Below are 12128 nucleotides of genomic sequence, written 5' to 3' on the forward strand. Positions count from 1 at the left end.
GGACACACGGGCCCGGGGGTGCGGTCGAGCGAGGGAGCGGGTGTCCATGCGTGCTGTGGTGTTCGACGACTTCGGGCGCCGGCCCGAGGTCCGGAGCGTCGAGGACCCCGCTCCCTCCCCGCGCGGCGTGGTGATCCGCGTCGAGGCGACCGGGCTGTGCCGCAGCGACTGGCACGGCTGGATGGGGCACGACCCGGACATCCGGCTGCCGCATGTCCCCGGCCATGAGCTGGCGGGAGTGATAGAGGAGATCGGCCCCGACGTCCTCAACTGGCGCCCGGGGCAGCGGGCCACCGTGCCGTTCGTATGCGCCTGCGGGCGCTGCGCCGCCTGCGCGGAAGGCGCCCAGCAGGTGTGCGAGCGGCAGACGCAGCCGGGGTTCACCCACTGGGGCTCGTTCGCCGAATATGTCGCGATCGAGAACGCCGATGTGAATCTGGTCGGGATACGCAACGAGCTGTCGTTCACCACGGCCGCCGGTCTGGGCTGCCGCTTCGCCACCGCCTTCCGCGCCGTCGTGGCCCAGGGTCAGGTCGCCCCGGGCGAGTGGGTCGCGGTGCACGGCTGCGGCGGGGTGGGGCTGTCCGCGGTGATGATCGCCGCCGCGGCGGGGGCCCGGGTGGTGGCGGTGGACATCTCACCGGAAGCGCTCGCCCTCGCGGCCCGGTTCGGCGCGGCGGTGTGCGTGGACGTGGCGTCCACGCTGGGCTCGGTGGCGGAGGCCGTCGCGGACGCCACGGGCGGCGGCGCGCATGTCTCACTGGACGCGCTGGGCTCGCCGCGGACCTGCGCGGCGTCCATCAAGAGCCTGCGCCGCCACGGCCGCCATGTCCAGGTCGGGCTGCTGCCACCGGCCGCCGGGACCCCGATGATCCCGATGGACCGGGTCATCGCACAGGAGCTGCGCCTGCTGGGCAGCCACGGCATGGCCGCCCACGCCTACGGCCCGATGATGGAGATGGTCGAGGCCGGTTCGCTGCGGCCGGATCTGCTGGTCACCGATGTCATCGGGCTGGACGCGGTCCCGGAGGCGCTGTCCACGATGGCGTCCGGCGGGAGGGGCGGGGTCACCGTCATCGAACCGCACCGCCCGCCCTCGGCCGGGAGCTGACGGGCTGCCCTGGCGGGAGCTGACGGGCCGCCACGCCGGGGCCGTCAGCCGGGCCGTCGCGGCGAGACCGCACTGGCCGGAGCGGGGCCGCCCGCACCGTAGCCGCCTCGCCGGGGCCTCCTGGCCGAGTCGCCTCACCGGGCCGCCCTCGCCGTAGCCGTCCCGGCCAGGGCCGCCGCCACGAGCGTCAGAGCGGCACGGCGCCCGTCGCGAGGGCGGCGGCGGTCATCACGAGCGTGGTGCCGAAGGCCCAGCGGAAGAGGAAGCGCTGGTGCTCCCCGAGCTGGACGCCGCTCATGCTCAGGAGGATGAAGGTCGCGGCGGTGAGCGGGCTCAGCGGGAAGCCGGTGGTCATCTGGCCGAGGACGGCGGCGCGGGCGATCTCGGCGTGGTCGGTGCCGAAGGCGTCGGCGGTCCCGGCGAGCACCGGCAGCACGCCGAAGTAGTAGGCGTCCGGGGTGAGGACGAGGCTCAGCGGCATGCTGGTGACGGCCACGAGCACCGGCAGATGCCCGCCGAGCCCGTCGGGGATGATGTCGACCAGCGCCTCGGCCATCTTCCCGATCATGCCCGTGCCACCGAGGATGCCGGTGAACACCCCGGCCGCGAAGATCATCGTGATGACGAGCACCACGCTCTTGCCGTGCTTCTCCAGCAGCTCCTGCTGGTCCTCCCAGCGGGGGTGGTTGACCAGCAGCGCGAGGACGAAGGCGAAGACGAAGAGCACGGGCAGCGGCATGGCCTCCAGCACCAGGCAGACCAGCAGTGCCACGGTGAGCAGCAGGTTGAAGGCGGTCAGCGCGAGGCCGGGGCGGGCGACGACCCGGGGTGTGCCGGGGCCGTCCCCGACCGCCACCTCGGCCCGCGGGGCGGGCTCGAGGGCTTCGAGCCGCCGCCGCTCACGGCGTCCGATGAGATAGGCGGCGAGGAGCACCCAGGCGATTCCGGCGGCGAGGGCGGGCAGCAGCGGCATGATGATGTCGGACGTGTCGATCTTCAGGGCCGCGGCGGCGCGGGCCGTCGGCCCGCCCCACGGAATCATGTTCATCACGCCCGCGCCGAGGCCGACCACCCCGGCGAGCACCAGCCGGCTCATTCCGAGCCGCTGATAGACGGGGAGCATCGCGGAGATGCTGATGAGGAAGGTCGAGGCGCCGTCGCCGTCGAGCCCGACGCACACGGTCAGCACGGCGGTGCCGACCGTGATCCGTACCGGGTCGTTCTTGGCGGCGCGCAGAATGGCTCGGATCAGCGGTTCGAAGAGGCCCGCGTCGATCATCAGGCTGAAGTAGAGCACCGCGAAGGCGATCATGATGCCGGTCGGGGCGACCTTGGACAGCCCGTCGAGCGCCATCGGGCCCAGATCGTCGCCGTAGCCGCCGATGACCGCGGTGACCACGGGCGTGAGGACGAGAGCGACCAGCACCGAGACCCGTTTGAACATGGTCAGCAGCAGGAAGCCGCCGATCGTGCAGAATCCCAGTGCTGCCAGCATGGCCGCTCGCTTCCTCGTCCGGTCGGGTGCTGCCGAAGAGTGTCCGAGCGGGGATAGATCCGCGTCCAGCATTGAACACAGATCTATCCATGCGATCTGCGCAACAGTTCCGCCGCGCGGCCACCGCGCCTACGCTCACGGAGCATGGACGTCACCCTGCGCCAGCTGACCGCGTACGCGGCGGTCGCGCGCGCCGTGAGCTTCACCGCGGCCGCCGCCGAACTGCATGTGTCCCAGTCGTCGCTGAGCCGTGCGGTCGCCGATCTGGAACGGACGCTGGGGATGCGGCTGCTGGAGCGGGACACCCGCAATGTGCGGCTCACCCCGGCGGGCGCCGAGGCGCTGCGGATCGCCGACCAGATCCTCTCCGCGCACCGCGCGGGCCTGGCCCAGCTGGGGCGCTACGGGGCCGGTGAGCGCGGCGCGGTGGCCCTGGCGACCCTGCCCTCGGTCGCGGCCGTGCTGCTGCCGCCGGTGATCTCCGCCTTCCGCGCGCGGCGCCCCGAGATGACCGTAAGGCTGCTGGACGGGCTCGAACGCTCGGTGCTGGAGCGGGTGGTCGACGGGGACGCCGACTTCGCGGTCAGCACGGTGGCCCGGCGCGCCCCCGGCGTACGGCTGCGGCCGCTGGTGCGCGACCGCTTCGACGCGGTGCTCCCGGAGCACCATCCGCTGGCCGAGCGGGACGAGGTGACCTGGGAGGAGCTGGGCCGGGAGCCGTTTCTCGCGGTGGGCACCGACTCCAGCGTGCGCCGGATGACCGACGCGGCCTTCGCCCAGGCCGGTATGGAGGCGAACCCGGCGGCCGAGGCGTCGAACGTGGCCACGGTGGGCGGGCTGGTGGCCGCCGGGCTCGGCGTCTCCGCGCTGCCGGCCCTGGTCCATCCGCTGGTGGTGCCGGGCCGGCTGGTGCGGCGCCCGCTGGTGGGGCCGGTGGTGGAGCGCCGGCTGTATGTCGTCCTGCCGACGCGCCGCACCCTGCCGCCGGGGGCGCGCCGCTTCCTGGACCAGCTGGAGGAGTTCCGCTCCGCCGCGGATGCCCTGCCGGCGGGGGTGGCGTGGGAGGAGGCGGACGACGGGGCGTGGTGAGGCCGCGGCGCTGTTCAGCGGCGACGTCCCATAGAGATCCTTGCGAGATCCGCATGAATTGATCCCCCTTCATTGCTGGACGCGCATACGCCCCACCCCGCAGCCTGGCCGCATGGAGGACCGGACCAGCACACGGCAGGGACAGCTCACAGGGCTGAAGGTGGTGGAGTTCGCCCATGTGGTGGCGGGCCCGCTCGCCGGGGGGATGCTCGCCGACCAGGGGGCGGACGTCGTCCACGTGGAGCCGCCGGGCTCCGGTGACGCGGCGAGGGCGATGGGGCCGCGGCGCGACGGCGTTCCGCTCTGGTTCAAGGTGGCGGGCCGCAACAAGCGCTCGGTGACCCTGGATCTGCACCACGAGGAGGGCCGGGAGGTCGCCCGGGAGCTGATCGCCTGGGCCGATGTGGTGATCGTGACGCTCCGGGCGGGCCGCCTGCGCGCCTGGGGCCTGGACTGGGAGGCCGTCCACGCGCTCAATCCCACCGCGATCCTGCTGCAGATCTCCGGCTTCGGCGCGACCTCTTCCCGCGCCGACGCACCCGGCTTCGGGAAGATGGGCGAGGCCCGCAGCGGTGTGGTCCATCTGACCGGCTTCCCGGACGGCCCGCCCGTGCACACCGGCTTCTCGCACGGCGACGCGGTCACCGGGCTGATGGGCGCGTTCGCGATCCTGGCCGCCGTGCACCGCCGCGACACCGACCCGGACTTCGACGGCGAGTGGATCGACCTGGCGCTGTTCGAGCCGCTGTACCGCCTGGTGGAGTGGCAGATCATCGCGTACGACCAGCTCGGCGCGGCCCCCGAGCGGGCGGGCAACCAGCTGGCCGTCGCCCCGGCCGCCGTCATCAACACCTACCGCAGCGCCGACGGTGACTGGCTCACCGTCACCTCCGCCACCACCCGCTCGGTGCGCAATGTGGTGCGGCTGCTGGGCCTGCCCGACGAGGAGTTCACCACCGTGGACCAGCAGCACGCGGGGCGCGAGCGGCTCGACACGGCGCTGCGGGACTGGGTCGCGGCGCGCCCGGCGGCCGAGTGCCTGGCTGCGTTCGAACGGGCCGAGGTGGTGGCCTCGCGGGTGTTCACCGCAGCCGACATCGCCGCCGACCCAGTCTACGCCGAACGCGAGGACATCATCACGGTGGACGACGCCGACCTCGGCCCGGTGCGGATGCAGTCGGTGATCCCGCGCTTCCACCGCTCCCCCGGCGCGGTATGGCGGACCGGCCCCGCGCTCGGCGCGGACAACGCGCTGGTCTACGGGGAGTGGCTGGGCATCGACGACGGACGGCTGGCGAAACTGGAGGCCGAAGGTGTCATCTGACGGCGCTACGGACGCCACGGACGTGACGGGCGCGGCGGGCGTGACGACGCGGCGCGTCCCCCTGCGCTCCCTGCTCTTCGTGCCCGGCAGCCGGACCGCCTGGCTTCCCAAGGCGGAGGCGGCGGGCGCCGAAGCGGCCATCCTCGACCTGGAGGACGCCGTCCCGGAGGACGGCAAGGCGGCAGCGCGGGAGGCGGTGGCCGGGGCCGTCGACCGGGCGGCCAGGACGCCCCCCGGTGCGATGCGGCTGCTCGTACGGATCAACGCGCTGGACCGGGCCACGGGCTGGCAGGGCGCCGACGACCTGCGAGCGGTGGCCCGCCCCGGGCTCTACGGCATCGTGCTGCCCAAGGTGAGCGGCCCGGAGGACGTGACCACCGCCGACCGGCTGCTGGCGTGGTGCGAGCGCGAACACGGCCTGCCCGAGGGTCATTTCGCCCTGCTGCCACTGCTGGAGACGGCGCGCGGACTGCGCGAGGCGTACGCCATCGGCCGGGCCGCCGCCCGGATCGCCCACCTGGGCGCGGTGACCGCCCCGGGCGGGGATGTGGAGCGGGCGATCGGCTACCGCTGGAGCCCGGAGGGCGAGGAGACCCGTGAACTGCGGGCCCGCGCCCTGCTCGACGCCCGCGCCGCGGACCGCCCCCATCCGGTGGCCGGGCTCTGGGCGGACGTGGCGGACCTCGCGGGGCTGCGGCGCTTCGCCGAGCAGAACCGCGCCCTGGGGTACGAGGGGATGGCGGTGATCCACCCGTCCCATGTACCGGTGGTCAACGAGGTGTTCTCCCCGGACGCGGAGGAGCTGGCCCGCTGCCGTCGGTTGATCGCGGCGGTGGAGCGGGCGCAGGCGGAGGGGGCCGGGGCGGTGCGCTTCGAGGGTCGGATGGTGGACGAGGCGATGGCGGCCACGGCCCGCCAGACCCTGGCCCGCCACGGAGGGGGCTGAGGACGCCGCCGCCCCATGCGCCCCGGCCGGAGCCGATGAGTTTCGCCGTGGTCCGGAGTCATGGACAGACACCGGACGAAGAAGCGAAACAGCGAGACGGGAGTGCCATGAGGATCGTCGTTATCAGTCACGTCACCCTGGACGGTGTCATGCAAGGGCCCGGCCGGGCCGATGAGGACACTCGCGGCGGGTTCGCCCTCGGCGGCTGGGCCGCCGAGCGGGACGGGGACGAGGCCGTCGGGCGGGCGTGGGGGCGGCGGCTGGCCGCGAGCAGTGGGTATCTCCTGGGTCGCCGCACCTACCAGGAGGTGCTGGGCCACTGGAACACCCAGGACAGCCCGTTCCGCGACGCCCTCAACGACGCCCCCAAGTACGTCGCGTCCAACACCCTGGCCGAGCCCCTTCCGTGGCCCAATTCCACACTGCTCAGCGGCGACGTCCCCGCGGCGGTCGCCGAGCTCAGGAGGACCCCGGGCGACGACCTGCACATCATGGGCAGCGGCGCGTTGGTCCAGTCACTTTCCCCGCTGGGCCTCATCGACGAATACCTGCTCTGCGTCCACCCGCTCGTCCTGGGCGCCGGGCGCCGCCTGTTCGCCGACGGCTTCGGTCCCGTCGCGTTCGGTCTCGCCGACGCGACCCCGACGGACAGCGGCGTCATCATCGCCACCTATCGGCCCCTCGGAGACCACGCCTGACCATCCGACGCCCCGGCGGCGAGCAGCAGCTTCGCCGCCACCGTCGTCCCGTCGGTGCGCATCCTGCCCGCCACGGCCCTCGCCCGGGCCCGGGTCCCGGGGGTCAGGGCCGTCTTCAGCGCGGCCGACAGGGAGTCGAGGGTCGGGGCCGTACCATCGTGTGCCGCGCCGATGCCCAGCTCGGCCGGCGTCCGGACGAAGTCGTCCATGTGGGCTCCGAGGAGATCGGCGATGGCCGCCAGCACGTCGACCGGGGGCGTCGACCGGCCGTTCTCGTACATCGAGATCGAGGTGAAGTCGCGGCCGATCGCGGCGGCGAGCTTCCGCTGAGTCACACCACGCTGGCGCCGGATCTGGCCCAACGCGTCAGGGCTGAATGTAGGTGCACGCATTGGGGGTTCCCGTCGTCGGCGTTGCGTCGGGTGCCGAACACGGCGCGGAACCTGGGGCCGCACCGCCGAAGCGGGGCCCTGGCCGAGGGCTGTGCCACCCGGCTACTTGGAGGAGAGCACGCAGGTCGAGCTGCGCAATTTGCGTATGGCGCACGGACCGTAGGGGCCGCCGGCCTTCTCCGCGGCTGTCACGAGAAGTATTGAGGAGGCCGATCACGCGAAGTAAGGCCAGCGAGCTCCCGGGGCCTCAACATGACGCCCGGCAGTCCGGCGCTCCGGCCAGCGGGCACGGGCATACATTGTCCAAGTCTCCCGTGGGGTCTCCGGCGGCCTCTCGTACCCGCGCGGGGCGTCCGGCCGCACCCGCCAGCACAAGCCCCCCGAAGACGCCGCCCCGGGCCTTCAGTTCGTCGAACCGCCCGGCTCTATCTCCTTATTCGGCTGCTCCGGAAGCAGCCGGTTGACCATCATTTCCGGGGCCGCGTCCATGTCGAGTGCTTTCATGGCGGCAGCAGAGTTGAGATCGTCCCTTTGCTTCGAGTCTGCAACCCGGTCGATGAACGTCGTCGCGATTTCGAGCTTGTGATCGATGTCGATCTTCTTCTCGTTGTCCTCGGCCGCCTTCGTCAGGTTGGCCATGGTTCGCTTCGAGTGGAGCGCCAGCGCTCCGCCGCCGACCGTGATCAGTGCACCCGTCAGGCTCGTCACCAACGGCAGGTAGCTGAGGTCAGGGTTACCGGCGTGAACCAGCGCCAGCACTCCCCCCGCAAGGATGATTAAGGAGCCGCCAGTCATGAACAACACGCTCAGGCGGAACGTCCACTCTGCCTGCTTCAGCGTGTGGTTCAGGAAGTCGAAGTGGAACTTCTGTCGCCGTTCGGGAAGGCTTAGATCGCGAGAAGCCTGATACACATGCCCGCTATTGACACTTCCGTTGATGTGGATGTTGCTGATGACGCCCGACTGCACTACCGGACCGTGCGCCATCCCACCGGAGATCCCGGACTCAGGGATGCCGTCATCGTCCTCTGTGGTGTCCGCCATCTTCGGCCCCCCGGGTTCACGGCAACTGACGTACAGCCAACTCACGCCAGCTTAGTAGGAGTACCGGAGTGGGTCCCTGCTCTCGATGACGGCTGACCTCAGAAGGGCACGCCAGCGCGCTTGGCCAGCCGCGTAAGCCTCGGGTTGCTGCGTCGGTGCAGCGACGTGAGCACACGCATCAGCTCTTGGCTGGTCGGATGGACACGGGCCATCTCCGGGGCGATCTCCCACGCATCCTCAAGTGAGGCGAGGGCGGAGTCACGGTCACCGAGTGCGAGGTGTGAGCGGCCCAGGTTCATGTGCAGGGGGCCGATGCGGGTAGCGGGCAGGTCAGTGCCGCCCCGGATCAGGTCGGCGGCAGTGTCCAGCGCGCGGCGATGCTGGTCCATGTCGGAGAACGTCGAGACGACATGGGTGGCCGTCTGGTCCGGACCGAAGTGAATGCCATGCTCGTCGGCGTCCTCGCCGTACTCCTCGGCCGTCTGCCAAGCCGCCCTGATGTGCTCCTCGGCAGCGGCCTTGTCCTTGAGCCGACCGGCCAGCGTCAGACCGCGAAGGTGCAAAATGCCCAGACCGAACGCGCGGTCGCGCCCCTCAAGGGTGGACTCGGCCTCAACGATGGCGCGGTCCACAATGGCCAACCCGCCTGCGAAGTCTCCGGAGTTCAGGAAGGCTCCGGCCTCGTCCCGGGCGGCCACCGTGGCCGCGATGGGGTGCGCACGCTCGGCGGCCAGCCGCTGTTTCATGACGGCCAGCTCGGCAAGGTGCATCCAACGGTGTCGGGCGGCCAGCCAGTAGACAACCGAATACGTGTCGGCGACACGCGTCCAGGCGTCGGGCGACTGGGTGGCGTGCGCGTAGTTGGTCGCGTTGGCCAGCAGACTGGGGAGCTTCTGCAACACCGCCGACAGCTCGGTCCGGTACCGGTGCTCGTTCAGTTCGGCCAGTTCTCGAGGAAGGTCCTCGGGGTGTGACGGCGGCGTGTCGGGGATGTCGAACCGCCGAATGACGTAATTGAGGGCGGCAAGGCTGTTCTCGTCGGCGCGCTCGACGGGGGCCGTGCCCAGCAGCTCATCCAGCGTCAGCCCCATTGCCTGAGCGAGAGCGGCGGCAATGCCCTGGGTCAGCGCGCGGTCGCCTACCTCGATCTTGCTGAGCAGCGAAACCGACACGCCAGCACGCCGGGCAAGGGCAACCTGGCTGAAGCCGCGCGCCTTGCGGCAGACAGCGACATTCGCACCAGGTCCGGGAATCTTGGTCGCGCTCATAGTGTGCGTCTTCCCCACTCGACTGGCGTTACCTCTCATCCATCGTCTCACTCTCAGCACTCAAGCGCCTGCGCCCTGTGCAAGACGTGTGCAAGTTCGCTTTGCACGGCGGCAGTTCTCTTGGGTGAGCCACATACCCCCAAGTGGGACGAGAGATCATGACACAGACAGAACAGAAGCCGCCGACGGTACTCAGCCACGGCGATCTGCCGTATCCAAAGGGCACACTCGTCGAAGACGCCGAGACCGGTCAGACGGGCGAGCTGCAAGGCGTGATCGAGGAGCGCGTCAAGGGCACCGGAAAGCTGTTCAGCCAAACAGCGTTCATGCGGCCGAGGGGAGGTGGCCTTGAGTGGAAGCCCCTTTGGACCGCATCCGGCCCGCCGACGAGAACGGTTAAGCCTGCCCACCAAGTGCGCTGCCCTGATCGGCCCGGGTGACGTGATCGGCTACGACGGCGAGTGGCGCACGGTCAAGGAGGCGTCGACCGCCCAGGGGCCGATAGGCGGGTTAGCCGTCGTGGTCACCTGGGAGGAAGGGGGCGCGGCGCGCTTCCCCGCCGGTGACGAACTCCTCCTGGGAAAACCGGACTCCGCCTGACCAGCGCCTGAGCCCCACCCCGGTCACAATTGGGGTGGGGCTCAGTTGTGCCTTGACACCCTGCCTTAGGGCGGTGCGCTAACGTGAACGTATTCAGAGGTGGAAAGACCTCTGCTGGATCCTCAGAGGATGCCCTGCGCATGATCTCCGCTCGGTCACCTGATCTGAAGGTACCGAGTCAGTTGGACGGGGCCATGACGCTCGCCATCCTCGGCGTATTCGGCATTCTGTCGATCGTGCTCTTCGTCCTCAAGGGCTTCATCGATCAGTTGCCCGAACTCTTTGCTTCATGACATATAGGGTTCCGCTTCCCAAGTCGGTTGGAAACCGGACCCCACCGAGCCGTCAGGCGGCGATGGCCAGCCGCAACCGAATCGGAGCCAGAGCGGTGCGTCCGGAAAGAGGTCCGAGCGCGTTGATCCAGTCACTTTCCCCGCTGGGCCTCGTCGACGAATACCTGCTCTGCGTCCACCCGCTCGTCCTGAGCGCCGGGCGCCGCCTGTACTCCGACGGCTTCGGGCCCGTCGCGTTCAGTCTCGCCGACGCGACCCCGACGGCCACCGGCATCATCATCGCCACCTATCGGCCCCTCGGAGAGTAGAACACGGCTCCGCCGGGCCAGGAGCACGGCGAGCGACCGCGCGGCGATCACCGCGGTTGAGGCCAGGGCGGCCGCCGCCGACCAGATGACGAGGGCGGGCCAGACGTAGCTGAGCTGAGCCAGGGTTCCCTCGCGGTTCATGAACAGGCCCACCAGATTGGTGAGCTGGGCGAAGAGGACGATGGGGACGGCGCAGGGCAGCATGCGCAAGCCCAGTCGCCACAGCGGCCGGCCCGCGGTACGACGCGCCCAGCGGCGTGCCCGTACGGCCCCGAGCACGCCCAGGGCGACCGCCAGCAGGGTCAGCGCCGCGAGGACGTAGTCGGCCTTCATCGTGAACGGAGTCCGCACCGTCGGGGACTTGCCCTGGGCCAGGTCGACCAGGCCATCGAGCATGACGGCGGCGTCGTCCCCGGAGATCATGCCGGTGTTGGTCACGATCGCGATGCCGGTCCGGCTGTCGGGCAGCAGGGTCTGGATGGCGTTGTGGGTCAGGAGTTCACCGGTGTGCCGGATCTGCCGGGGCCCCTCCCCGGCCGGGCTCACGGACCAGCCCATCGCGTACTCGCGGCCCTTCGGCGGGGTGTGCATGACCTCGATGCTCCGTGCGGAGACCACGCGCCGCCCCGCCGCTGACACGCCCTGGTTGTTCTGGGCGATCAGCCACCGGGAGAGGTCATCCGCCGTGGTCACGACGCCGTGGCCGCCGGCCGTGAACCAGCGGGGGTGGGGGCGCGGGAACATCATGCCGTAGGCGCGGACGTAGCCCCGGGCGTGATCGGGCATGTCATCGGTGGTGTCGACCGACTCGGTGCGGGTCATGCCCAGGGGCCGGAACACCTGGGTGGCCAGGTAGTCCGCGAAGGGCCGGCCGCTGACGACCTCGACCAGCCGTGCGGCGACGAAGTAGTTGGGGTTGTGGTAGCTCCACTCGGTGCCGGGATCCGCGGCGAGCCGGGCGCCGCGCATGTCCGCGACCGCCTCGGTGAGGGTGTGTGCCTGGGGCCGGGTGAGGTCGGGGTAGGCGGAATCGGCCATGCCCGACGTCTGGTTCAGCAGCTGCCGTACGGTGATCCTCTCGGCCCGCCGGTCGGCCATCGTGAACTCGGGCAGATAGCGATGGGCCGGCTGGTCCAGGTCGACTCGGCCCTCCTCGACCAGCCGCATGACGGCCAGGGCGGTCATGGACTTGGAGAGCGAGGCCACGGGCACCGGCGTCCGCGCGGTCATGGCCTTCCCGGCCGCGGTGTGCCCGTATCCGGCCGCGTGGACGAGCTTGTCGCCCCGGGTGACCGCCACCACGGCGCCCGGCAGATCGGTACGCTCCATATAGGCGTTGACGTAGGCGTCGATCGAGGCTGCGTTCAGCGTGGGGCGGGTTGAGGTGGTGGCGTGCGCGGCCGCCGGGCACCACAACGCCGTCGAGGCGATGAGCAGGGCGATGGCCAGGTGAAAGAGACGTTTGCAGCTAGGGATCGGCATGGCGCTCATCCCACCGGGAGCGGGGCGGCCACCACATTGGTGTGCGTACGAGATCAGAGGTAGTGCGCGCACTACCGA

Annotated in this window: 12 protein-coding genes; 7 read left to right on the forward strand and 5 right to left on the reverse strand. The window is 70.9% G+C overall.

Going from position 1 to position 12128, the window contains the following annotated elements:
- Positions 1-46: 46 nt before the first annotated feature.
- Positions 47-1111, forward strand: coding sequence for a zinc-dependent alcohol dehydrogenase family protein (locus tag J8403_RS05220; protein WP_211122098.1), 1065 nt, complete (start codon positions 47-49; stop codon positions 1109-1111).
- A gap of 187 nt (positions 1112-1298) precedes the next feature.
- Here J8403_RS05220 and J8403_RS05225 read toward each other — a convergent pair whose 3' ends face one another.
- Entirely contained in the window at positions 1299-2606 is a 1308-nt protein-coding gene (locus J8403_RS05225) for a CitMHS family transporter (protein WP_211122099.1), read from the reverse strand.
- A 144-nt stretch (positions 2607-2750) separates the two neighbouring features.
- On the opposite strand from J8403_RS05225, the gene J8403_RS05230 reads away from it, so the two are divergent.
- The 4 genes from J8403_RS05230 (at position 2751) to J8403_RS05245 (ending at position 6663) form a co-directional block, all read left to right on the forward strand.
- Positions 2751-3695: a LysR family transcriptional regulator gene (locus J8403_RS05230; RefSeq protein ID WP_211122100.1), complete on the forward strand. Its 945-nt coding sequence runs from the start codon at positions 2751-2753 to the stop codon at positions 3693-3695.
- A gap of 112 nt (positions 3696-3807) precedes the next feature.
- Positions 3808-5019 (forward strand): CaiB/BaiF CoA transferase family protein, encoded by a 1212-nt coding sequence (locus J8403_RS05235; protein WP_211122101.1) that lies wholly within the window; start codon positions 3808-3810, stop codon positions 5017-5019.
- On the forward strand, positions 5009-5965 hold the full coding sequence (locus tag J8403_RS05240; protein WP_246585697.1) for an HpcH/HpaI aldolase/citrate lyase family protein: 957 nt from the start codon (positions 5009-5011) through the stop codon (positions 5963-5965). The genes J8403_RS05235 and J8403_RS05240 overlap by 11 nt, the downstream gene beginning before the upstream one ends.
- A 107-nt stretch (positions 5966-6072) precedes the next feature.
- A complete protein-coding gene (locus J8403_RS05245; RefSeq protein WP_211122102.1) occupies positions 6073-6663 on the forward strand; it encodes a dihydrofolate reductase family protein in 591 nt (196 codons plus the stop codon).
- Here J8403_RS05245 and J8403_RS44695 read toward each other — a convergent pair.
- From J8403_RS44695 to J8403_RS05260, 3 genes are all read right to left on the reverse strand, one after another.
- Positions 6636-7055 carry a helix-turn-helix domain-containing protein gene (locus J8403_RS44695; protein WP_211122103.1) on the reverse strand — a complete coding sequence of 140 codons (420 nt, stop codon included), beginning with the start codon at positions 7053-7055 and terminating at the stop codon, positions 6636-6638. The two genes, J8403_RS05245 and J8403_RS44695, sit on opposite strands and share 28 nt — an antisense overlap.
- Before the next feature lie 402 nt (positions 7056-7457).
- Positions 7458-8099, reverse strand: coding sequence for a TRADD-N-associated membrane domain-containing protein (locus J8403_RS05255; RefSeq protein ID WP_246585698.1), 642 nt, complete (start codon positions 8097-8099; stop codon positions 7458-7460).
- 98 nt (positions 8100-8197) lie between these two features.
- Entirely contained in the window at positions 8198-9367 is a 1170-nt protein-coding gene (locus tag J8403_RS05260; RefSeq protein ID WP_211122104.1) for a helix-turn-helix domain-containing protein, read from the reverse strand.
- Positions 9368-9525: 158 nt separating this feature from the next.
- Between J8403_RS05260 and J8403_RS05265 the strand changes: the two genes are divergently transcribed.
- Positions 9526-9807: a hypothetical protein gene (locus tag J8403_RS05265; protein ID WP_211128719.1), complete on the forward strand. Its 282-nt coding sequence runs from the start codon at positions 9526-9528 to the stop codon at positions 9805-9807.
- A 1-nt stretch (position 9808) separates the two neighbouring features.
- Complete coding sequence (locus J8403_RS43460) at positions 9809-9967, forward strand: hypothetical protein (RefSeq protein ID WP_246585699.1); 159 nt, start codon at positions 9809-9811, stop codon at positions 9965-9967.
- 424 nt (positions 9968-10391) lie between these two features.
- On the opposite strand, the gene J8403_RS05275 is transcribed toward J8403_RS43460, so the two are convergent.
- Positions 10392-12050 carry a serine hydrolase domain-containing protein gene (locus tag J8403_RS05275; protein WP_211122106.1) on the reverse strand — a complete coding sequence of 553 codons (1659 nt, stop codon included), beginning with the start codon at positions 12048-12050 and terminating at the stop codon, positions 10392-10394.
- Positions 12051-12128: the final 78 nt, after the last annotated feature.

This window comes from Streptomyces yatensis (genome assembly GCF_018069625.1).
Taxonomy (GTDB): domain Bacteria; phylum Actinomycetota; class Actinomycetes; order Streptomycetales; family Streptomycetaceae; genus Streptomyces; species Streptomyces yatensis.

Excerpts from the sequence above, each read along its gene's own strand:
- J8403_RS05235 (WP_211122101.1), top strand. The coding sequence starts at position 3,808 with ATGGAGGACCGGACCAGCACACGGCAGGGACAGCTCACAGGGCTGAAG.
- J8403_RS44695 (WP_211122103.1), bottom strand. The coding sequence starts at position 7,055 with ATGCGTGCACCTACATTCAGCCCTGACGCGTTGGGCCAGATCCGGCGC.
- J8403_RS05225 (WP_211122099.1), bottom strand. The coding sequence starts at position 2,606 with ATGCTGGCAGCACTGGGATTCTGCACGATCGGCGGCTTCCTGCTGCTG.
- J8403_RS05230 (WP_211122100.1), top strand. The coding sequence starts at position 2,751 with ATGGACGTCACCCTGCGCCAGCTGACCGCGTACGCGGCGGTCGCGCGC.
- J8403_RS05260 (WP_211122104.1), bottom strand. The coding sequence starts at position 9,367 with ATGAGCGCGACCAAGATTCCCGGACCTGGTGCGAATGTCGCTGTCTGC.
- J8403_RS05275 (WP_211122106.1), bottom strand. The coding sequence starts at position 12,050 with ATGCCGATCCCTAGCTGCAAACGTCTCTTTCACCTGGCCATCGCCCTG.
- J8403_RS05245 (WP_211122102.1), top strand. The coding sequence starts at position 6,073 with ATGAGGATCGTCGTTATCAGTCACGTCACCCTGGACGGTGTCATGCAA.
- J8403_RS05220 (WP_211122098.1), top strand. The coding sequence starts at position 47 with ATGCGTGCTGTGGTGTTCGACGACTTCGGGCGCCGGCCCGAGGTCCGG.
- J8403_RS05255 (WP_246585698.1), bottom strand. The coding sequence starts at position 8,099 with ATGGCGGACACCACAGAGGACGATGACGGCATCCCTGAGTCCGGGATC.
- J8403_RS05265 (WP_211128719.1), top strand. The coding sequence starts at position 9,526 with ATGACACAGACAGAACAGAAGCCGCCGACGGTACTCAGCCACGGCGAT.